Origin of the sequence: Limnohabitans sp. INBF002, from assembly GCF_027924905.1 — a bacterium.
Taxonomy (GTDB): Bacteria; Pseudomonadota; Gammaproteobacteria; order Burkholderiales; family Burkholderiaceae_C; genus Limnohabitans.
Map to the genome: position 1 here is coordinate 126,532 of NZ_AP027055.1, position 19,810 is coordinate 146,341.

The following is a 19,810-nucleotide window of genomic DNA, read 5'->3' on the forward strand; positions in this document are numbered from 1 at the left end:
AGGCACCGGGGGTAACCGGTGCCTTTCCTGGGTGACGCCCCTTAGGAAGCGTCTGTTGTGTTTGTCTCCTCAGACCCTCGTGATACAGCGCTTACGCCGTTTCGAGTGCAATGACTGTAAGCGCCACTCAGTCTCCTTTTGCCTAGGATTTTCCCTTGCGGACTAACCCGAGGCGTATGCGACTCACGCTTGCTCGGCTTCGTGCGCCAGCCATTGCGCGGCCTTTTCGGCCAGCATCAAGGTGGGGCTGTTGGTGTTGCCGCTGGTGATGGTGGGCATCACGCTGGCATCCACCACGCGCAGGCCGCGCACCACGCCGCCGCGCCCATCTCGCACGCGCAACTCGGGGTCGACCACGGCCATGGCGTCGTCCAATCGCCCCATGCGCGCAGTACCCACGGGGTGGAAGATGGTGGTGGCAATGTCGCCCGCCAGTCGCGCCAAGTCTTCGTCGGTTTGGTATTGCACGCCAGGTTTGTACTCCTCAGGCTTGTATTTGGCGAGGGCCGGTTGGGCTGCGATGCGGCGTGTCACACGGAGCGAATCGGCAGCCACTTTGCGGTCCGCTTCGGTGCTCAGGTAGTTGGGTGCAATCTTGGGCGCATCTGCAAAGTTAGCGCTGGTGATGCTGACCGTGCCACGGCTGGTGGGGTTCAAGTTGCACACGCTGGCCGTGAAGGCAGAGAAGCTGTGCAGCGGTTCACCAAACGCATCTAAGCTGAGCGGCTGCACGTGGTACTCGATGTTGGGATACGGCTGGTCAGCGCTGCTGCGCGTGAAGGCGCCGAGTTGTGAGGGCGCCATGCTCATGGGGCCGCTGCGTTTGAAGGCGTATTCCAAACCAATCTTGGCTTTGCCCCACCAATTGCTGGCCAAGGTGTTGAGGGTTTGAACGCCCTGCACTTTGAAGACTGAGCGAATTTGCAAATGGTCTTGCAAGTTGGCGCCCACGCCTGGCAGGTCAATGACCGGTTCAATGCCGTGTTGTTTCAGAAGCTCAGCAGGACCTAAGCCAGAGAGCTGCAAGATGTGAGGCGTGCCAATGGCACCTGCACTCAGCACCACCGAGTGCTTGGCTGTGACGGTGACATAGCCGTGACCCGTCCACACTTCAACGCCGTTGCAGCGTTGTGTGCCGTCTTCATCATTCGTCATGACGAGCTTGGCAACTTGGGCGGATGACCACAACTCAAAGTTGGGGCGTGCGTAGCATGTGGGGCGAATGAAGGCCTTGGCGGTGTTCCAACGCCAGCCGCTTTTTTGGTTCACTTCAAAGTAACCCACGCCTTCGTTGTTGCCACGGTTGAAGTCGTCGGTGGCGGGAATGCCCGCTTGCACAGCGGCTTGTGCAAACGCGTCGAGCACATCCCAGCGCAAGCGTTGCTTTTCGACCCGCCATTCACCGCCTGCAATGTGATGGCGCAAGGTTTCGCCGTACACGGTGTTGTCTGCCAGCAGCACTTCGCTGCGCTCGCCTTTGGCGCCGTGGGACGCATTGGCGCCGGCGTGGTGGTCTTCGTGGAGTTTGAAATAGGGCAGGGCGTTGTCCCAACGCCAGCGCGCGTCGCCGGTGATGTCGGCCCATTGGTCGTAGTCACGCGCTTGGCCGCGCATGTAAATCATGCCGTTGATGCTAGAGCAGCCGCCCAGCACTTTGCCGCGTGGGTAGCGCAAGCTGCGACCATTCAAGCCTTCATCGGGTGCGGTGTTGTAAAGCCAATCGGTGCGCGGGTTGCCAATGCAGTGCAAGTAGCCAACGGGGATGTGAATCCAGTGGTAATCGTCTTTGCGGCCTGCTTCGATGAGCAGCACACGTTTGCTGGCGTTGGCGCTTAGGCGGTTGGCGAGCAAGCAGCCAGCGGTGCCGGCGCCGACGATGATGTAGTCAAACTGGGAATCACTCATGCCAAGGTCTCAAGTCTTTGTTGTTGTGTGCATGGATGGTAGCTTGTGCTTGTGGTTCGCTTGCCGTCGCAGTTGTAGTTGTCAGAGAAGGGGCGAGCTGGGCAGTGCGTTTTGCTCCTCGTCTGCTGCGCATCCGAATGTCGCTGCAACACACTACCCAGCCCGCCCCTTCTCTGACAACATGGGCTTCGCTGTTGACACAGCTCAGTCCATGCATATCGGTTGCTTGTAAGCGTCATGCGCCCTTGCGTGTGCAGCGGTAGATTGGGGTGGCATGTTGCAGCGACATTCGGATGCGCAGCAGACGAGGAGCAAAACATGTCGCTCCAAGCTGCCGAGGCACACGCAACCGCGCCAAACCCGAAGAGCAAGAAGTTACTTCGATGTAGGCATCACAAACTCAGCACCTTTGCCAATGCTCTCAGGCCAACGTTGCATGACGCTCTTTTGCTTGGTGTAGAAACGCACACCTTCTTCGCCGTAGGCGTGCATGTCGCCAAACAAGCTCTTCTTCCAGCCGCCAAAGCCGTGCCATGCCATGGGCACAGGAATTGGCACGTTGATGCCGACCATGCCCACTTGGATGTGGCGTGCGAATTCGCGGGCCACGTTGCCGTCGCGGGTGAAGCAGCTCACGCCGTTGCCAAACTCGTGGGCGTTGATGAGGTCCACGGCTTGGGCCAAGTCGGCCACGCGCAGGCAGCTCAACACGGGGCCAAAGATTTCTTCTTTGTAGATGCGCATGTCTGGGGTGACGTTGTCAAACAAGGTGCCGCCCATCCAGAAGCCATCCTTGCAGCCTTCGCCAGCAGACGCGCCATCAAAGTTGCGGCCATCGACCAGCAAGCGTGCGCCTTCTTTCACGCCTTGCTCGATGTAGCCGGTGATGCGCTTGTGCGCAATATCGGTCACGATGGGGCCCATTTCAGCGGCGAGGTTTTCGCCGTTGAGCACTTTCAAAGCTTTGGTGCGCTCAATCAACTTAGGCATGAGGCGATCTGCCACATCGCCCACCAACACGGCCACGCTGATGGCCATGCAGCGTTCACCGGCTGAGCCGTAGGCTGCGCCAATCAGGGCGTCGACTGCTTGATCAATGTCGGCATCGGGCATGACCACCATGTGGTTCTTTGCGCCGCCCAAGGCTTGTACGCGCTTGCCGTGGTGGGCGCCGGTCTCATAAATGTAGTTGGCGATGGGGGTGGAGCCCACAAAGCTCACCGCTTTCACATCGGGGTGAACCAACAAAGCGTCGACCGCTTCTTTGTCGCCTTGCACCACGTTGAATACGCCGTCTGGCAAGCCTGCTTGTTTGAGCAACTCGGCGATGAACAACGAAGGCGATGGGTCAATCGGGCTGGGTTTGAGCACAAAGGTGTTGCCAGCGGCAATGGCCACGGGAAACATCCAGGCGGGCACCATGACGGGGAAGTTGAAGGGCGTCACGCCCGCCACCACGCCGAGGGGTTGGCGCATGGTCCAGTTGTCGATGCCGGTGGACACTTGCTCGGTGAAATCGCCTTTGAGCAACTGAGGAATACCGGTGGCGAACTCGACGATGTCGATGCCACGGCTCACTTCGCCTTGGGCGTCGGTGAACACTTTGCCGTGTTCGGCGGTGATCATGTGAGCCAGTTTGTCTTTGTTGGCGTTGAGCAGTTCTAAGAACTTGAACATCACACGGGCGCGGCGCAGGGGCGGTGTGTCGGCCCACGCGGGGAAAGCTTTGTGGGCGGCGGCCACGGCAGCGTTGACATCGGCCACATTGGCCAAGCTCACATTGGCTGTGACAGCGCCTGTGGCTGGGTTGTAGACGGGTTGGGTGCGGGTGCTGGTGCCGTTGGCAACGGCGCCGTTGATGTAATGCGCGATGTGAGCTTGTGTCATGGGGTGTCTCGGTGTTGAGGAAAGATGACGCAGTGTAGGCAGGGCAGGTACATGAAACAAGCGCGAAACCTTGAATTGATTGTTCAAAATAGTGAACAATCAAGCCATGAATGACCAAAAAATCAGCGAACTTTGGCACCACCTGCATTGGCTCAGTGTGCTGGCCCAACAAGGCAGCTACACCGCTGCCGCTGCACGCCTCGGTGTGAGCAAGGCCGCCATGAGCCAGCGCATTGCCGAACTCGAACGCGCCGCGCGTGTGCCGCTGGTGCAGCGCACCACCCGCAGCGTGCGTTTGACGGAAGCCGGGCAGCGCTTGGTGGACGACACCCGTGCGTCGTTTGAGCAAATCGAACACAGCTTTGCCCAAGTGCGTGACTTGGCAGGTGTGCCCAGTGGCCTGTTGCGGGTCACCGCGCCCGTGGCCTTTGCACGTCAGCAGCTCGCCCCGCGTTTGGCTGACTTCTTGCGCGAGTACCCAGAGGTGCGCATAGAGCTAGACATGGCAGACCGACTCAGCAGCTTGGCGACAGAAGGTTTTGACTTGGCCATTCGTCACACCGCCCGTCCACCCGACACGCACGTGGCATGGACTTTGTGCAGCACGCACTCGGTGTTGGTGGCCAGCAAAACTTATTTGCGCCGAGCGGGTACGCCGCAAACCCCCGCTGATTTGCAAGCGCACAACTGCCTGCATTACCTGCGCGCACAAGACACGCCCACGTGGACGCTGGCGCGTGTGAAGACCAAAGCCAAAGACAAAGACGAACGCATCACGGTGCCTGTGACGGGGCAGCTGGCTGCCAACAACAGCGAGGCACTGCGTGAGGCCGCCTTAACGGGCTTGGGTATTGCGCTCTTGCCTGACTTCAGCGCGCAAGCGGCCTTGCAACAAGGCAAGCTCGTTCAGGTGCTGCCGGACTGGCAACCGGTCGGCGCGTTTGCCGAGCAGCTGTACGCCATTCGCCCGTATTCGCCCCATGTGCCACGTGCGGTCACGGCGTTTGTGGACTATTTGCGCAAGGCCTTGGCCGGAGGCTTCGCCGCTTAAACCTCGCACGCGATGGCACTCGTCCAAGCCCAAAGTGGGCGGCGGTGTTTTAGCGTCCGCCCGAAATTTCCATCAAGCTCATGGTGGTGTAACTGGCCGTATCGCTGAGCAGCCACACAATGGCTTGCGCCACTTCTTCAGAGGTGCCGCCGCGTTGCATGGGCACCAAGTGCGCCAAGTCACGTACGCGGTTGGGCAAGCCACCTGAGGCGTGGATGTCGGTGTCAATCAAGCCAGGGCGCACCGCGTTGACGCGGATACCTTCTGCCGCCACTTCTTTGGCGAGGCCGATGGTGAAGGCGTCGATGGCGCTTTTGGCCGCAGCGTAGTCCACGTATTGGCCGGGCGCGCCCAAGCGTGCAGCGGCGCTTGACACGTTGACGATGCTGCCGCCCGAGCCTCCGTGTGCCGTGCTCATGCGCTTGACGGCTTCGCGTGCGCAGGCGAACGAGCCCAACACGTTGATGCGCATCATGCGTTCCCACCGTGCCCAGCTTTGGTCTTGCACTTTGGCGGTCACATCCACCACGCCCGCGTTGTTGACGAGGCCTGAGATGCGACCCAGCTTGGCATCGACTTCGGCAAACATGCGCAAAATTTGCGCTTCGTCGCCCACATCGGCTTGCACCGCGATGGCGGTGCCGCCTGCGTCTTGAATTTGCTTCACCACGCTGTCGGCCGCCGGTGCATTGCTGGCGTAATTCACGGCCACGGCCCAGCCTTGCTGCGCAGCTAAAACTGCAGTGGCGGCGCCAATGCCTCGGCTGGCGCCAGTGATCAAAAGTACAGGTTTCATTCTTGTCTCCTCAATGCGGTTGAGCGAACTTAATGGGCAGCACGATAGCACCAAGCCTTTGAAAACCCAGTAAGCTGTTCGATATTCACTTCCAAGAAATTTAAGGAGATCTCAAGATGACTGTCAATTTGACTTCTGCAGACGGCTTTGTTTTTCCGGCCTATGTGGCGCAACCCAAGGGTACGCCCAAAGGCGCGGTGGTGGTCGTACAAGAGATTTTTGGTGTCAACGCGCACATCCGTGAAGTGGCCGATGGCTATGCCGCGCAAGGTTATTTGGCCGTGGCACCCGCCACGTTCCACCGAGCCAAACATGGCGTGGAGCTGGGCTACACGCCCGAAGACATGCAAGCCGGCATGGCGCTGAAAGCAGCGATCGAGTCCTTGCCTGCGCCAGGCGTGATGGCCGACATTCAAGCTGCGGTGGACTACGCCGCTAAGACCAGCGGCGGCAAAGTCGGCATCGTGGGCTATTGCTGGGGCGGTTTGTTGGCGTGGCGTGCAGCGGCTTTGGTGACAGGCCTGAGCGCTGCCGTGCCTTATTACGGGGGGGGCTCAACGACGGACGAGGAAATCGCACGTCATCCCCATTGCCCCGTGCTGGCGCATTACGCAGAAGAAGACCACTGGATTCCGCTAGAGACGGTGGAAAAGTTCAAGCACGCGCACCCTGAGGTGGCGGTGCATTTGTATCCCGCCAATCACGGCTTCAATTGCGACCACCGCGGTGCTTACCAAGAAGCGTCAGCCAAGTTGGCGTTGGTACGAACCTTGGCTTTCTTTGGCAAACACCTGGGCTAAGCGTCAATCGATTTGGGGGTTGCGCGCACTGCGCAGCACGCCCATGGCGGCATGGAAAAACGCCACCACCACAAAGCAGCCCATGAAGTCACCCAATGCCATGGCGGCGCTTTTGTGCCAAAGCTCTTCACTCGTGGTGACCCCTTGCGCGAGATACAGCCAGTTGTGAACCAAGCCGTTCAGGACACTGGCCACGACCGACAACACCACGATGTGCTGATACCGTAAGTTGCTGAGATTTTTGCGGATGTGGAACAAACGCATGACCCCTAACGTCGCAATTGGGTAGGTCATCAAGCTCACAAAAGCGAAGTAAACAATGGCCGTCATCGGCTTGTCTGGCCAAATGCTCGCGCCTAAATGCACGCTGACCACCATGATGCCCACGATGGCGGGTAAACGTCCGACCAGCACGGCTAAAAGCTTGACACCTGCAGGCAAGAACAACAGGCTGATGCCAGCAGAGTAGACAAACAATGCGTCAAAGTACTGGTTCAGTCGAAAAGACACATTGAAAAGCAAGCCCGAAATCACCGCGATGGCGATGTGTGACCTGCGAATTTCAGGCAAATGCATCAAGACAGTCCGTGCAATTTTTTCGCCGCGTCGATGGCGAAGTAGGTCAACACGCCGTCTGCGCCTGCGCGTTTGAAGGCGAGCAAGCTTTCCATCATCACCGCGTCATGGTCGAGCCAGCCGTTTTGGGCGGCGGCTTTGAGCATGGCGTATTCGCCTGAGACTTGGTAGGCGAAGGTGGGCACTTTGAATTCGTCTTTCACGCGGCGCACCACATCGAGGTAGGGCATGCCGGGTTTGACCATCACCATGTCGGCGCCTTCGGCGATGTCCAGCGCCACTTCGCGCAGGGCTTCGTCGGTGTTGCCAGGGTCCATTTGGTAGACCTTTTTGTCGGCCTTGCCCAAGTTGGCCGCTGAGCCCACCGCATCGCGGAACGGGCCGTAAAACGCGCTGGCATATTTGGCGCTGTAGGCCATGATGCGCGTATGAATCGCGCCACGTGATTCGAGCGCTGCTCGAATCGCTCCAATTCTGCCGTCCATCATGTCGCTGGGGGCCACGATGTCCACGCCTGCGTCAGCTTGGGTCAGGGCCTGTTTGACCAGCATTTCGGTGGTGATGTCGTTCAGGATGTAGCCCGTCTCGTCCAGCAAGCCGTCTTGGCCGTGGCTGGTGAAGGGGTCGAGTGCCACGTCGGTCATCACGCCGAGTTCGGGGAAACGTTTTTTGAGCTCACGCACCACATGCGGCACGAGGCCGTCGGGGTTGGTGGCCTCAATGCCATCGGGCGTTTTGAGGTGGCCGCTGATGACGGGGAACAGCGCCATCACAGGGATGCCGAGCTTCACGCATTCTTCGGCCACGGGTAGCAGCAAGTCCAAGCTCAAGCGCTCGACGCCGGGCATGGAGCCCACGGCTTCGCGGCGTTTTTCGCCTTCGAGCACGAAGACGGGGTAGATCAAGTCGTTCACGCTCAACGCGTGTTCGCGCACCAAGCGGCGGGTGAAGTCGTCACGGCGCAGACGGCGAGGGCGGTTGGCGGGGAAAGGGGCAAAAGGGTGTTGCATATATGAAATTGTGCCTGTTTGTGCGTGTCGCTTAGGCGAAACGTGTGGCGTTACCCCCATTGATGGCAATTTGCGTGTTTGCTAGATTGCATTCGGGCAGCTTGCTGCTCCCCGCTTTTCCTCCCTAAGCGGGCACCTTGCGCGTCAAAGCTGCCAGGTGACTTGGCCCGACCTCGTGTCGGGCTTTTTTTGAGCGCGGCTAAACTGGTCCTATGCTTTGGATCAAATCTTTTCACATCATCTTCGTGGCCAGCTGGTTTGCGGGCTTGTTTTACTTACCTCGCATTTTTGTGAACTTGGCGCAAGTTGAGCCTAGGTCCGAGGCAGAAGAGGCGCGTTTGTTGCTGATGGCGCGCAAGTTGATGCGTTTCACCACCTTGTTGATGATTCCTGCCGTGGGCCTGGGTTTGTGGCTTTGGCTGGGCGTTGGTATTGGCATGGGCCCTGGCAATGGCTGGATGCATGCCAAGCTGACGGTGGTGCTGCTGGCGCTGGGCTACCACCATGGCTGTGGCCGCCTGCTTCGCAAATTTGAAACCCGAACCAACACCCGTGGCCACGTGTGGTACCGCTGGTTCAACGAGATTCCGGTGGTCTTGCTGACCATTGCCGTGATCTTGGTGGTCGTCAAACCTTTCTAAAAAACACGCTTGGCCCATGCGTAAAACCTCCGCTTGGCCTCTGTCGCAAATGTGCGTGGCGTTGATCGTCTACGCCAGTCTGTATCCGTTTGACCATTGGCGGGATCAAGGCATTTGGTCTTGGTCGTTCTTAACTGCACCTTGGCCCAAGTATTGGCTGGGCTTTGATGTGGTGGCAAACGTCCTCGGCTATGCCCCGTTGGGTTTTTTTCTGACCCTGAGCGCCATGCGCATGGGCTGGCAAACGCGCGTGGTCACGCTTTCGACCCTGGCGGCGGCTGTTTTGTCATTGGCGATGGAGGGTTTGCAAAGCTACTTGCCTGCGCGCGTGCCCTCGTTGCCTGACTTTTTGCTCAACACGCTGGGGGCATGGATCGGCGCCGTGTTGGCGAGCTCCTTGGAACATTTGGGTTTGCTGCGCCGATGGAGCCAATTCCGTGAACGTTGGTTTGTCCGCGACGCTTATATGGCCTTGGTGTTGATGGCGGTGTGGCCTGCTGCGTTGCTCTTTCCAGTGGCTGTGCCTTTGGGCTTGGGCCAAGTGTGGGAGCGTGTGGAAGACGCGCTGACCAGTGCATTTGATGCCACGCCGTTTGAAGATTGGATTCCCCTGCGCGCGTTTGAACTAGAGCCATTGCTGCCGGGTGCCGAGTTGTTGTGTGTGATGTTGGGCTTGCTCGTGCCTTGCTTGCTGGGATTTGGTGTGATTCGCCAAGCCGGGCAACGCTTTTTGTACATGCTGTTGGTGCTGTGCATGGCCTTGGGCGTGAGCGCTTTATCCGCTGCGTTGAGCTACGGCCCAGTACATGCTTGGACTTGGCTGGATTTGCCTGTGATGTTGGGTCTCCTTTTTGGCGGTGTGGTGGCCTTGTTCTTTTTACCGCTGTCGGCCCGTACGGCTTGGACGTTTTTGTTGCTCGCGCTGCTTGTGCAGCAAAGTGTGCTGAACCAATCGCCGGAAAGCGCTTACTTCGCGCAAACTTTGCAAACTTGGGAGCAAGGCCGTTTCATCCGTTTTCACGGACTTGTGCAATGGCTGGGCTGGCTGTGGCCCTATGCCGTGCTGATGCTGGCGCTGGTGCGTGTGTCGCGCGATCGCAGCACCCAAAACTAAAATTCACCTATGACACAAACTTCTTATTACAAACACCACATCTTTTTCTGCCTGAATCAGCGTGAGAACGGCCAAGATTGCTGCGCCAACCATGGCGCGCAAGAAGCGTTTGACCACTGCAAAGCCCAAGTCAAGGCAGCGGGCCTTGCGGGCGTAGGCGGCGTGCGGGTGAACAAAGCGGGCTGCTTAGACCGCTGCGCAGGCGGTCCCGTGGCGGTGGTGTATCCAGAGGGCGTTTGGTACACCGTGATGGATCAAAGCGATGTGAACGAAATCGTTGAAAGCCACCTGAAGAACGGCCAAGTGGTCGAGCGCTTGGTGGTGCCCGCCCACGTGGGGCGTTGAGGCAGTCATGAATTCACAAACCCAAAAAATCACCCTTCAAGGCGAAGCGGGTGTCATTGAAGCTTTGCGTGACGAGCCCGAGGGCGTGTCGCGTGGCGTGGCCATCGTGGCGCACCCGCACCCTTTGTTTGGCGGCACCATGGACAACAAAGTGGTGCAAACACTGGCGCGTGCCTTTGTGCAATGCGGCTGGACGGTGGTGCGTTTTAATTTTCGCGGCGTCGGCGCGTCGGCGGGCGAGCACGATGCAGGTGCTGGCGAAGCGCGCGACTTTTCGCGCGTGGTTGAGCAAGTGGCACCGACCGGGCCGCTGGCCATTGCGGGCTTCTCGTTTGGCTCTTTTGTGGCCAGCCATGCTTTGGCTGAGCTGCACACGCACCGCGTGATTGAGAAGGTGGCCTTCGTTGGGACTGCGGCGCAGCGCTTCACTGTCGCACCTGTGGCACCCGAGTTGCATGACAAAACCTTGGTGGTGCATGGCGAGCAAGACGACACCGTGTCATTGGCTTCCGTCATGGATTGGGCGCGTCCACAAAGCCTGCCGGTGACGGTGGTGCCTGGTGGTGGCCATTTCTTTCATGGACAATTGCCGCTTCTCAAGAATTTAGTAGTGCGTCATTTGCAGGGCTAAGCCCTGCTAGCGCTTGCGGGGCTTTTGCTTAAAAAGCGAGCCCAATTCTTTGGCTCATTTTTCATCTGAAGACCGTCATGACACGATTCCTGCGCACCACTTTCATCGGCTTTTTGATGGGCTTGACTTGCGTGTTTCAAGCGCAGGCACAAGTGCCGCAGCCACCTGAAATTGCGGCACGTGCGTATTTGCTGGTGGATTTGACGGCGCAGCAAACCTTGGCGGAGTTGGATGCCGATAAGCCGATTGAGCAAGCGTCGCTGACGAAGTTGATGACCGCCTACATCGTGTTTGATGCGCTCAAGGCCAAAAAAATCAGTCTGCAACAAACCTTTGGCGTGAGCGAGCGCGCATGGAAGATGCCCGGCTCGCGCATGTTCATTGATCCCAAGATGAAAGTGCCTGTTGAAGACCTCATCAAAGGCATGATTGTTCAGTCTGGCAACGATGCCACCATGGCTTTGGCCGAAGGTGTGGGCGGCACGGTGGAGCACTTTGTGCAGATGATGAATGCCCAAGCCAAAGTGCTCGGCATGAAATCCACCGGTTACAAAAACCCAGAAGGCTTGACCGAGCCCGGTCACACCACCACCGCGCGTGACCTGAGCATCTTGGCGGGTCGCTTGATGCAAGACTTTCCGGATTACGTGGGCTACTACGCCATCAAAAAATACCGCTATCCCGGCACACCTGCGGCCAATGAAAGCAACCGCAACTTGCTGTTGTCTCGCGACCCCAGTGTGGATGGCTTGAAAACAGGCCACACCGATGCTGCGGGCTTTTGTTTGATTGCCACCGCAAAGCGTGACGCACCAGGCGTGGGTCAACGTCGTTTGTTGTCGATTGTGTTGGGGGCTTCCAGCGAGAACGCGCGAGCCACTGAATCGCAAAAGCTGCTGAACTGGGGTTACACCGCGTTTGACGCCATCAAGTTGTTTGATGCGAACCAAGCGGTGGTCACGCCCAATGTTTGGAAGGGTCGTGGCAACCAAGTCAAATTGGGCCGCTTCGCGCCCATCGTGGTGGCGGTGCCGGCTGGCGCTGCTGGGCGCATTCAAACCCAAGTGGCCCGCCCTGAGCCTTTGGTTGCGCCACTCAACCGGGGCCAAACCGTGGGTGCTTTGAAGGTCACTCTGGACCAGAAGCCGCTGGTGGATGTGCCTTTGTTAGTGCTCGAAACCGTCGAACAAGCAGGTTTCGTGGGCCGTGCTTGGGATGCCGTGCGCTTGTGGGTCAAGTAAGCGCTATTTGAGGCATTTCGGCCTAGATTTGCCTCCCCCTCCCGATGCTGATACACTAGAAGGCTTTTCGGAATTTCCGAAGGGATTCACGTTTTCTTTTTAATTCAAACGTTTAGGGACGTTTTTCAATGCCAACCATCAATCAACTGGTGCGTCAGGGGCGCGAGGTCGAAACGACCAAGTCTAAAAGCCCTGCGATGCAAAATTCTCCACAACGTCGTGGCGTGTGCACCCGTGTGTACACCACGACTCCTAAGAAGCCTAACTCTGCGCTGCGTAAAGTTGCCAAAGTTCGCTTGACCAACGGTTTCGAAGTCATTTCGTACATCGGCGGTGAAGGTCACAACTTGCAAGAACATAGCGTCGTGCTCGTGCGCGGCGGTCGTGTCAAAGACTTGCCAGGTGTTCGTTACCACATCGTGCGCGGTTCGCTCGATTTGCAAGGTGTTAAAGACCGTAAGCAATCGCGTTCTAAGTACGGCGCTAAAAAGCCTAAGGCTAAGTAAGCACTGGTCTTTTGATCAAACAGGTGCTGTTTCCCGCGTGGCGCGGTGAATCAGCGTAGTGACCCGCTGTGGGTCGAGTAAGTGAAAACCAAAATGGTTTTTGCGGTGTCTGAAAAAGATGCCAACTGAAGCAAATAAGAGGTGAAATATGCCACGTCGTCGCGAAGTCCCTAAACGTGAAATCTTGCCGGATCCAAAGTACGGCAATGTTGAGCTGTCCAAATTCATGAACGTGATCATGGAAGGCGGCAAGAAAGCTGTTGCTGAGCGCATCATTTATGGTGCCTTGGAGCAAATCGAACAAAAATCGGGCAAAGATCCGCTCGAGTTGTTCACTGTGGCCATCAACAACGTCAAGCCCATGGTGGAAGTTAAATCCCGCCGCGTGGGTGGTGCCAACTACCAGGTGCCCGTTGAAGTCCGCCCTGTCCGTCGCTTGGCTTTGTCCATGCGCTGGTTGAAAGAAGCCGCCCGCAAGCGCGGTGAAAAGTCCATGGCCTTGCGCTTGGCCAACGAATTGTTGGAAGCCTCTGAAGGTCGTGGCGGTGCCATGAAAAAGCGTGACGAAGTTCACCGCATGGCCGAAGCCAACAAGGCATTCAGCCACTTCCGCTTCTAAATTCAAAGGTAAAAAATGGCTCGCAATACCCCCATTGAGCGCTATCGCAACATTGGTATTTCAGCGCACATTGACGCTGGTAAAACCACCACGACAGAGCGTATTCTTTTTTACACCGGTGTGAACCACAAGATTGGTGAAGTGCATGATGGCGCCGCCACCATGGACTGGATGGAGCAAGAGCAAGAGCGTGGCATCACGATCACTTCTGCTGCGACCACTTGTTTCTGGAAGGGCATGGATGGCTCTTTCGCTGACCACCGCATCAACATCATTGACACCCCTGGCCACGTTGACTTCACGATTGAAGTTGAGCGTTCTATGCGTGTGCTCGACGGTGCTTGCATGGTTTACTGCGCGGTGGGTGGCGTTCAGCCCCAATCCGAAACCGTGTGGCGTCAAGCTAACAAGTACAAAGTGCCACGTTTGGCCTTTGTGAACAAGATGGACCGTACAGGTGCTAACTTCTTCAAGGTCGTGGACCAGATGAAATTGCGCTTGAAGGCCAATCCTGTGCCAATCGTGATCCCAATCGGCGCTGAAGACAACTTCAAAGGCGTGGTTGACCTTCGCAAAATGAAAGCCATCATTTGGGACGAAGCGTCTCAAGGTATGAAGTTCACTTTCGAAGAAATTCCAGCCGACTTGGTGGAATTGGCCAAAGAGTGGCGCGAAAAGATGGTGGAAGCTGCGGCTGAAGCCTCGGAAGAGTTGATGAACAAGTACCTCGAAGAAGGTGACTTGACTGAAGAAGAAATCACACACGGTCTTCGTGTGCGCACCATCAACAGCGAAATTCAACCGATGTTGTGCGGTACAGCGTTCAAGAACAAGGGCGTTCAACGTATGTTGGATGCTGTGCTTGAGTTGATGCCTTCTCCATTGGACGTGAAAGCGATCAAGGGCTTCGACGAAGACGAAAAAGAAGTGATCCGTAAAGCGGATGACAACGAGAAGTTCTCGGCTTTGGCGTTCAAGTTGATGACCGATCCATTTGTGGGTCAGTTGACTTTCGTGCGCGTTTACTCTGGCGTTCTGAAAAAGGGCGACACGGTGTACAACCCCGTGCGCGGCAAGAAAGAGCGTATCGGTCGTATCGTGCAAATGCACGCCAACAATCGTGAAGAAGTCGACGAAATTCGTGCGGGCGACATCGCTGCTTGCGTGGGCTTGAAAGACGTCACGACCGGTGAAACTTTGTGCGATCCAGCAGCCGTGATCACCTTGGAGCGCATGGTGTTCCCTGACTCCGTGATCCGCCAAGCTGTTGAGCCAAAAACAAAAGCTGACCAAGAAAAAATGGGCATGGCTTTGTCTCGTTTGGCTGCAGAAGATCCTTCTTTCCGCGTGCAAACCGACGAAGAATCTGGCCAGACCATCATCGGTGGTCAGGGCGAATTGCACTTGGAAATTATTGTCGACCGCATGAAGCGCGAATTCGGCGTGGAAGCCAACGTGGGCAAGCCTCAAGTGGCTTACCGCGAAACCATTCGCAAGACTGTGGAAGAGGCTGAAGGCAAGTTCGTGCGTCAGTCTGGCGGTAAAGGCCAGTACGGTCACGTGGTGCTCAAGGTTGAGCCTCAAGAAGCTGGTAAAGGCTTCGAGTTCGTTGACGCTATCAAGGGCGGTGTGGTTCCTCGCGAATACATCCCCGCGGTTGAAAAAGGCGTGATCGAAGCTTTGGGCCAAGGCGTGTTGGCTGGTTACCCAGTCGTTGACGTCAAGGTCACTCTGCACTTCGGTTCGTACCATGATGTGGACTCGAACGAAATGGCTTTCAAAATGGCCGCCATCTTTGGTTTCAAAGAAGGTTGCCGCAAAGCTGGTCCCGTCATTCTGGAGCCCATGATGGCTGTGGAAGTTGAGACGCCTGAAGACTACGCAGGTAGCGTGATGGGCGACTTGTCCTCACGTCGCGGCATGGTGCAAGGTATGGACGACATGGTCGGTGGCGGTAAAGCGATTAAAGCTGAAGTGCCGTTGTCTGAAATGTTCGGCTACTCAACCACACTGCGTTCGATGTCACAAGGCCGCGCGACTTACACGATGGAATTCAAGCACTACGCTGAAGCCCCTCGTAACGTTGCGGAAGCCATCGTGGCCGCCCGCGCAAAATAAAAACCCCATGGGGCTGCGTCAAGCGGCCCCTGTCTGCGACGATGCGCCGCCCTGTCACCCGTGCGGGGCGAATCAGCAGCATCGTGCAGACATAAAACCTGTACACGGGCACTGCTCTTTGGAGAAAAGAAATGGCAAAAGGAAAATTTGAACGTACCAAGCCGCACGTGAACGTGGGCACCATTGGTCACGTCGACCACGGCAAGACAACGTTGACAGCTGCGATCACCACGATCCTGTCGACAAAGTTCGGTGGCGAAGCGAAGGCTTACGACCAAATTGACGCGGCTCCTGAAGAAAAAGCACGCGGCATCACGATCAACACCGCTCACGTTGAGTACGAGACTGAAACACGTCACTACGCTCACGTGGACTGTCCTGGTCACGCCGACTATGTGAAAAACATGATCACGGGCGCTGCTCAAATGGACGGCGCTATTTTGGTGTGTTCAGCTGCTGACGGCCCCATGCCACAAACTCGCGAGCACATCTTGTTGGCTCGTCAGGTGGGCGTGCCTTACATCATCGTGTTTTTGAACAAGTGCGACATGGTGGACGACGCTGAGTTGTTGGAATTGGTCGAAATGGAAGTTCGCGAACTTCTGCAAAAGTACGACTTCCCAGGCGACGACACCCCAATCATTCAAGGTTCAGCCAAGCTGGCCCTTGAAGGCGACAAAGGCCCATTGGGCGAAGAAGCCATTTTGAAATTGGCTGCTGCTTTGGACAGCTACATCCCTACGCCTGAGCGTGCAGTGGACGGTAACTTCTTGATGCCAGTGGAAGACGTGTTCTCTATCTCTGGTCGCGGTACTGTGGTGACAGGCCGTATCGAGCGCGGCATCATCAAAGTCGGCGAAGAAATCGAAATCGTGGGTATCGTTGATACCGTCAAGACAACTTGTACCGGCGTGGAAATGTTCCGCAAGCTGCTGGACCAAGGTCAAGCGGGCGACAACGTGGGTATCTTGTTGCGCGGTACAAAGCGCGAAGACGTGCAGCGCGGTCAAGTGCTGTGCAAGCCAGGTTCGGTCAAGCCACACACTCACTTCACTGCTGAGATCTATGTGTTGTCTAAAGACGAAGGCGGCCGCCACACACCATTCTTCAACAACTACCGTCCTCAGTTCTACTTCCGTACGACTGACGTGACAGGCGCTATCGAATTGCCAGAAGGCAAAGAGATGGTGATGCCAGGTGACAACGTGTCGATCACTGTGAAGTTGATCCACCCCATTGCGATGGAAGAAGGCTTGCGCTTCGCTATCCGCGAAGGCGGTAAGACGGTTGGCGCTGGTGTGGTTGCCAAGATCATTGCCTAATCAAGGAATTTAAATGTCCTCGAAGCAAAAGATCCGCATCCGCCTGAAGGCGTTTGACTACAAATTGATCGACCAGTCTGCAGCTGAGATCGTTGACACTGCCAAGCGCACCGGCGCGATTGTCAAGGGCCCCGTGCCTTTGCCAACACGCATGAAGCGTTTTGACATCTTGCGTTCACCGCACGTCAACAAGACCAGCCGTGACCAGCTCGAAATCCGTACCCACCAGCGTTTGATGGACATCGTGGACCCAACTGATAAAACAGTTGACGCCTTGATGAAACTCGACCTGCCAGCGGGCGTGGACGTCGAAATCAAATTGCAATAAAAATTAAACGTTATTGTAGTTTTGGAGTGGGTGAATAGCCCATTCCAACCCCCGCGCCAACGAGTAGTTGCTCTTGGCGCGGTTTTCGCGATATACTCGCGGGCTCCGTGCAATTTGTACGGAGATTTATCAACCGTCTTTCACATAAAAACGTAACTGCCAATTGAAGTGGTTGCGGTGAGAGTTTTGGAGAAAACAATGAGTCAAAGCATCCGTTTGGGATTGCTGGGCCGCAAGGTGGGCATGATGCGTCTGTTCACTGATGATGGGGATGCAATCCCTGTCACGGTGTTGGATGTGTCCAACAACCGCGTGACCCAAGTGAAAACCCAGGAAAACGACGGCTATGTGGCCTTGCAGGTCACATTCGGCGCACGTAAAGCATCTCGTGTGACCAAGCCAATGGCTGGACACCTTGCGAAAGCAGGCGTCGAAGCCGGTGAAATCATCAAAGAATTCCAAGTGACTGCTGATGTTGCAGCTAAGTACGCCGCTGGCGCTACTGTGCCTGTGACGGATGTGTTTGCTGTGGGCCAAAAGGTGGACGTGCAAGGCACAACCATCGGTAAGGGCTTTGCTGGCACCATCAAGCGTCACCACTTCAAGTCACAGCGCGCGTCGCACGGTAACAGCCGTTCGCACAACGTGCCTGGCTCTATCGGTATGGCACAAGACCCAGGTCGCGTGTTCCCCGGTAAGCGCATGTCTGGCCATTTGGGCGACGACATCGTGACGACACAAAACCTCGACGTGATTCGCATCGACGAAGCTCGCCAACTGTTGATGATCCGTGGCGCAGTGCCTGGCTCAGCCGGTGGCTTCGTGACTGTGCATCCCGCCGTCAAAGCTAAAGGAGCGAACTGATGCAAGTCGAACTCCTGAACGACCAAGGTCAAGCAGCGTCTAAATACGACGCCCCTGAAACCGTGTTCGGTCGTGAATACAACGAAGATCTGGTTCACCAGATCGTGGTCGCTTACCAAGCTAACGCGCGTCAAGGCACTCGTGCCCAAAAAGACCGTGAGCAAGTGAAGCACTCCACCAAGAAGCCGTTCAAGCAAAAAGGCACCGGCCGCGCTCGCGCTGGTATGACGTCATCGCCTCTGTGGCGTGGCGGCGGTCGCATTTTCCCGAACATGCCTAACGAGAACTTCACACAGAAGATCAATAAGAAGATGTACCGCGCTGGTATGGCTTCGATCTTGTCCCAATTGGCCCGCGAAGGTCGTTTGGCTGTGGTTGAGTCTTTGAAGGTTGACGCTCCTAAAACCAAACTGTTGGCAGCTAAATTCAAGGCCATGAACCTTGAGTCCGTGTTGGTGATCTCCGAGGAAGTTGATGACAACTTGTACTTGGCTTCACGCAACTTGCCAAACGTGTTGGTGGTTGAGCCTCGTTACGCTGATCCACTGTCATTGGTGCACTACCGTAAAGTCCTCGTGACTAAGGGTGCCATGGACCAACTCAAGGAGATGTTCGCATGAGCGCACACAAATTTGACGAAGGTCGTTTGATGCAATTGTTGGTCTCTCCCGTCGTGTCCGAAAAGGCCACCATGGTTGCAGAGAAGCACAACGTTGTGACATTCAAGGTGCTGCAAAACGCTACTAAACCTGAGATCAAGGCCGCTGTGGAATTGATGTTCAAGGTTGAAGTTCAAGGCGTGAATGTGGTGAACACAAAAGGCAAAACCAAGCGTTTTGGTAAGTCCATTGGCCGTCGCGACAACGTTCGTAAAGCTTATGTGACTCTGAAAGCTGGTCAAGAACTGAACATCTCTGGGGAGGCCGCTTAATCATGGCAGTCATCAAGATGAAACCTACGTCGCCCGGTCAACGTGGCGTCGTTAAAGTTACCCGTGATCACCTCCACAAAGGTGAACCTTACGCTCCGTTGCTGGAACCCCAGCACCAAAAATCGGGTCGTAACAACAACGGTCACATCACTACCCGTCATAAGGGCGGTGGTCACAAGCATCACTACCGCGTGGTGGATTTCAAGCGTAACAAAGACGCTATCCCCGCGAAAGTGGAACGCATTGAATACGATCCAAACCGTACGGCACACATCGCTTTGGTGTGTTACGCAGACGGCGAGCGTCGCTACATCATTGCCCCACGTGGTTTGGAAGTTGGCGCATCGTTGCTCAGCGGTTCGGAAGCCCCGATCCGTGCAGGTAACACCTTGCCCATCCGCAACATTCCAGTGGGTTCAACCATTCACTGTATCGAACTGAAGCCAGGTGCTGGTGCGCAAATCGCGCGTTCAGCCGGTACATCAGCCACTTTGTTGGCTCGTGAAGGCACTTACGCTCAAGTGCGTATGCGCTCGGGTGAAGTTCGCAAGATCCATATCGAATGCCGCGCCACCATCGGTGAAGTTGCAAACGAAGAACACAGCCTCCGCCAATTGGGTAAAGCTGGTGTCAAGCGCTGGATGGGTATTCGCCCAACCGTGCGTGGCGTCGCTATGAACCCAGTGGATCACCCACATGGTGGTGGTGAGGGTCGCACCGGTGAAGGCCGTCATGCAGTTGACCCATGGGGTAACCTGACAAAAGGCTACCGTACCCGTAACAACAAACGCACACAAGTCATGATTGTGTCGCGTCGTAAAAAGTAAGGGGTAACAAATGACTCGCTCTCTCAAAAAGGGTCCGTTTGTTGACCATCATTTGGTTGCCAAGGTCGACAAGGCCATCGCAACTAAAGATAAAAAGCCAGTGAAAACTTGGTCACGTCGTTCCATGATCTTGCCCGATTTCATCGGCTTGACCATTGCTGTGCACAACGGCAAACAACACGTGCCCGTGTATATCACTGACCAAATGGTGGGTCACAAGTTGGGCGAATTCGCTCTGACTCGTACCTTCAAAGGTCACCCCGCGGACAAAAAAGTCCAGAAGAAATAAGGAAAGACC

At 56.3% G+C, this 19,810-nt stretch carries 22 protein-coding genes; 17 read left to right on the forward strand and 5 right to left on the reverse strand.

Features of this window, described 5'->3' with window-relative positions; genetic code table 11:
- Positions 1-183: 183 nt before the first annotated feature.
- Positions 184-1,905, reverse strand: coding sequence for a GMC family oxidoreductase N-terminal domain-containing protein (locus tag QMG15_RS00595; protein WP_281789033.1), 1,722 nt, complete (start codon positions 1,903-1,905; stop codon positions 184-186).
- Positions 1,906-2,280: 375 nt separating this feature from the next.
- Positions 2,281-3,792, reverse strand: a complete 1,512-nt coding sequence (locus QMG15_RS00600; protein ID WP_281789034.1) for a CoA-acylating methylmalonate-semialdehyde dehydrogenase — start codon at positions 3,790-3,792, stop codon at positions 2,281-2,283.
- 106 nt (positions 3,793-3,898) lie between these two features.
- Between QMG15_RS00600 and QMG15_RS00605 the strand changes: the two genes are divergently transcribed.
- Positions 3,899-4,843: a LysR family transcriptional regulator gene (locus QMG15_RS00605; protein WP_281789035.1), complete on the forward strand. Its 945-nt coding sequence runs from the start codon at positions 3,899-3,901 to the stop codon at positions 4,841-4,843.
- Between the two features lie 49 nt (positions 4,844-4,892).
- On the opposite strand, the gene QMG15_RS00610 is transcribed toward QMG15_RS00605, so the two are convergent.
- Positions 4,893-5,639 (reverse strand): SDR family oxidoreductase, encoded by a 747-nt coding sequence (locus QMG15_RS00610; RefSeq protein ID WP_281789036.1) that lies wholly within the window; start codon positions 5,637-5,639, stop codon positions 4,893-4,895.
- Between the two features lie 116 nt (positions 5,640-5,755).
- On the opposite strand from QMG15_RS00610, the gene QMG15_RS00615 reads away from it, so the two are divergent.
- The gene (locus QMG15_RS00615) at positions 5,756-6,439 is read left to right on the forward strand and encodes a dienelactone hydrolase family protein (protein WP_281789037.1); all 684 of its coding nucleotides are present in this window, start codon (positions 5,756-5,758) and stop codon (positions 6,437-6,439) included.
- 3 nt (positions 6,440-6,442) lie between these two features.
- On the opposite strand, the gene QMG15_RS00620 is transcribed toward QMG15_RS00615, so the two are convergent.
- Both QMG15_RS00620 and hemB read right to left on the reverse strand, forming a co-directional pair.
- A complete protein-coding gene (locus tag QMG15_RS00620; protein ID WP_281789038.1) occupies positions 6,443-7,015 on the reverse strand; it encodes a hypothetical protein in 573 nt (190 codons plus the stop codon).
- On the reverse strand, positions 7,015-8,025 hold the full coding sequence (hemB, locus tag QMG15_RS00625) for a porphobilinogen synthase (RefSeq protein ID WP_281789040.1): 1,011 nt from the start codon (positions 8,023-8,025) through the stop codon (positions 7,015-7,017). Before hemB ends, QMG15_RS00620 begins: the two co-directional genes overlap by 1 nt.
- 212 nt (positions 8,026-8,237) lie before the next feature.
- Here hemB and QMG15_RS00630 point away from each other — a divergent pair, with 212 nt between their 5' ends.
- The 15 genes from QMG15_RS00630 to rpsS all read left to right on the forward strand — a co-directional run bounded on the left by QMG15_RS00630 (position 8,238) and on the right by rpsS (position 19,801).
- Positions 8,238-8,666 carry a CopD family protein gene (locus QMG15_RS00630; protein ID WP_281789041.1) on the forward strand — a complete coding sequence of 143 codons (429 nt, stop codon included), beginning with the start codon at positions 8,238-8,240 and terminating at the stop codon, positions 8,664-8,666.
- 16 nt (positions 8,667-8,682) lie between these two features.
- Positions 8,683-9,780 carry a VanZ family protein gene (locus tag QMG15_RS00635; protein WP_281789042.1) on the forward strand — a complete coding sequence of 366 codons (1,098 nt, stop codon included), beginning with the start codon at positions 8,683-8,685 and terminating at the stop codon, positions 9,778-9,780.
- 9 nt (positions 9,781-9,789) lie between these two features.
- Entirely contained in the window at positions 9,790-10,125 is a 336-nt protein-coding gene (locus QMG15_RS00640; RefSeq protein WP_281789043.1) for a (2Fe-2S) ferredoxin domain-containing protein, read from the forward strand.
- A gap of 7 nt (positions 10,126-10,132) precedes the next feature.
- Positions 10,133-10,756, forward strand: a complete 624-nt coding sequence (locus QMG15_RS00645) for an alpha/beta fold hydrolase (protein ID WP_281789044.1) — start codon at positions 10,133-10,135, stop codon at positions 10,754-10,756.
- 116 nt (positions 10,757-10,872) lie between these two features.
- Positions 10,873-11,997, forward strand: coding sequence for a D-alanyl-D-alanine carboxypeptidase family protein (locus QMG15_RS00650; RefSeq protein WP_281790048.1), 1,125 nt, complete (start codon positions 10,873-10,875; stop codon positions 11,995-11,997).
- Between the two features lie 128 nt (positions 11,998-12,125).
- Positions 12,126-12,503, forward strand: a complete 378-nt coding sequence (gene rpsL / locus QMG15_RS00655; RefSeq protein WP_066708835.1) for a 30S ribosomal protein S12 — start codon at positions 12,126-12,128, stop codon at positions 12,501-12,503.
- Between the two features lie 148 nt (positions 12,504-12,651).
- The gene (gene rpsG / locus QMG15_RS00660) at positions 12,652-13,122 is read left to right on the forward strand and encodes a 30S ribosomal protein S7 (protein ID WP_108359611.1); all 471 of its coding nucleotides are present in this window, start codon (positions 12,652-12,654) and stop codon (positions 13,120-13,122) included.
- A gap of 15 nt (positions 13,123-13,137) precedes the next feature.
- Positions 13,138-15,240, forward strand: a complete 2,103-nt coding sequence (fusA, locus tag QMG15_RS00665) for an elongation factor G (protein WP_281789045.1) — start codon at positions 13,138-13,140, stop codon at positions 15,238-15,240.
- Between the two features lie 131 nt (positions 15,241-15,371).
- Positions 15,372-16,562, forward strand: a complete 1,191-nt coding sequence (gene tuf, locus QMG15_RS00670) for an elongation factor Tu (protein ID WP_281788767.1) — start codon at positions 15,372-15,374, stop codon at positions 16,560-16,562.
- Positions 16,563-16,575: 13 nt separating this feature from the next.
- Positions 16,576-16,890, forward strand: a complete 315-nt coding sequence (gene rpsJ / locus QMG15_RS00675; protein ID WP_019426908.1) for a 30S ribosomal protein S10 — start codon at positions 16,576-16,578, stop codon at positions 16,888-16,890.
- Positions 16,891-17,088: 198 nt separating this feature from the next.
- Positions 17,089-17,754: a 50S ribosomal protein L3 gene (gene rplC / locus QMG15_RS00680; RefSeq protein WP_108360293.1), complete on the forward strand. Its 666-nt coding sequence runs from the start codon at positions 17,089-17,091 to the stop codon at positions 17,752-17,754.
- Positions 17,754-18,374, forward strand: a complete 621-nt coding sequence (gene rplD / locus QMG15_RS00685; RefSeq protein ID WP_104796795.1) for a 50S ribosomal protein L4 — start codon at positions 17,754-17,756, stop codon at positions 18,372-18,374. Before rplC ends, rplD begins: the two co-directional genes overlap by 1 nt.
- Complete coding sequence (rplW, locus tag QMG15_RS00690; RefSeq protein ID WP_108360292.1) at positions 18,371-18,685, forward strand: 50S ribosomal protein L23; 315 nt, start codon at positions 18,371-18,373, stop codon at positions 18,683-18,685. The genes rplD and rplW overlap by 4 nt, the downstream gene beginning before the upstream one ends.
- Positions 18,686-18,687: 2 nt before the next feature.
- Entirely contained in the window at positions 18,688-19,512 is an 825-nt protein-coding gene (rplB, locus tag QMG15_RS00695; protein WP_104796793.1) for a 50S ribosomal protein L2, read from the forward strand.
- 10 nt (positions 19,513-19,522) lie between these two features.
- Positions 19,523-19,801, forward strand: a complete 279-nt coding sequence (gene rpsS / locus QMG15_RS00700; protein ID WP_108283480.1) for a 30S ribosomal protein S19 — start codon at positions 19,523-19,525, stop codon at positions 19,799-19,801.
- The last annotated feature ends 9 nt before the right edge of the window (positions 19,802-19,810 follow it).

Bases quoted from the DNA above. Each gene is read 5' to 3' on its own strand.
- QMG15_RS00595 (WP_281789033.1), bottom strand. From the start codon at position 1,905: ATGAGTGATTCCCAGTTTGACTACATCATCGTCGGCGCCGGCACCGCT.
- QMG15_RS00600 (WP_281789034.1), bottom strand. From the start codon at position 3,792: ATGACACAAGCTCACATCGCGCATTACATCAACGGCGCCGTTGCCAAC.
- QMG15_RS00605 (WP_281789035.1), top strand. From the start codon at position 3,899: ATGAATGACCAAAAAATCAGCGAACTTTGGCACCACCTGCATTGGCTC.
- QMG15_RS00610 (WP_281789036.1), bottom strand. From the start codon at position 5,639: ATGAAACCTGTACTTTTGATCACTGGCGCCAGCCGAGGCATTGGCGCC.
- QMG15_RS00615 (WP_281789037.1), top strand. From the start codon at position 5,756: ATGACTGTCAATTTGACTTCTGCAGACGGCTTTGTTTTTCCGGCCTAT.
- QMG15_RS00620 (WP_281789038.1), bottom strand. From the start codon at position 7,015: ATGCATTTGCCTGAAATTCGCAGGTCACACATCGCCATCGCGGTGATT.
- hemB (WP_281789040.1), bottom strand. From the start codon at position 8,025: ATGCAACACCCTTTTGCCCCTTTCCCCGCCAACCGCCCTCGCCGTCTG.
- QMG15_RS00630 (WP_281789041.1), top strand. From the start codon at position 8,238: ATGCTTTGGATCAAATCTTTTCACATCATCTTCGTGGCCAGCTGGTTT.
- QMG15_RS00635 (WP_281789042.1), top strand. From the start codon at position 8,683: ATGCGTAAAACCTCCGCTTGGCCTCTGTCGCAAATGTGCGTGGCGTTG.
- QMG15_RS00640 (WP_281789043.1), top strand. From the start codon at position 9,790: ATGACACAAACTTCTTATTACAAACACCACATCTTTTTCTGCCTGAAT.
- QMG15_RS00645 (WP_281789044.1), top strand. From the start codon at position 10,133: ATGAATTCACAAACCCAAAAAATCACCCTTCAAGGCGAAGCGGGTGTC.
- QMG15_RS00650 (WP_281790048.1), top strand. From the start codon at position 10,873: ATGGGCTTGACTTGCGTGTTTCAAGCGCAGGCACAAGTGCCGCAGCCA.
- rpsL (WP_066708835.1), top strand. From the start codon at position 12,126: ATGCCAACCATCAATCAACTGGTGCGTCAGGGGCGCGAGGTCGAAACG.
- rpsG (WP_108359611.1), top strand. From the start codon at position 12,652: ATGCCACGTCGTCGCGAAGTCCCTAAACGTGAAATCTTGCCGGATCCA.
- fusA (WP_281789045.1), top strand. From the start codon at position 13,138: ATGGCTCGCAATACCCCCATTGAGCGCTATCGCAACATTGGTATTTCA.
- tuf (WP_281788767.1), top strand. From the start codon at position 15,372: ATGGCAAAAGGAAAATTTGAACGTACCAAGCCGCACGTGAACGTGGGC.
- rpsJ (WP_019426908.1), top strand. From the start codon at position 16,576: ATGTCCTCGAAGCAAAAGATCCGCATCCGCCTGAAGGCGTTTGACTAC.
- rplC (WP_108360293.1), top strand. From the start codon at position 17,089: ATGAGTCAAAGCATCCGTTTGGGATTGCTGGGCCGCAAGGTGGGCATG.
- rplD (WP_104796795.1), top strand. From the start codon at position 17,754: ATGCAAGTCGAACTCCTGAACGACCAAGGTCAAGCAGCGTCTAAATAC.
- rplW (WP_108360292.1), top strand. From the start codon at position 18,371: ATGAGCGCACACAAATTTGACGAAGGTCGTTTGATGCAATTGTTGGTC.
- rplB (WP_104796793.1), top strand. From the start codon at position 18,688: ATGGCAGTCATCAAGATGAAACCTACGTCGCCCGGTCAACGTGGCGTC.
- rpsS (WP_108283480.1), top strand. From the start codon at position 19,523: ATGACTCGCTCTCTCAAAAAGGGTCCGTTTGTTGACCATCATTTGGTT.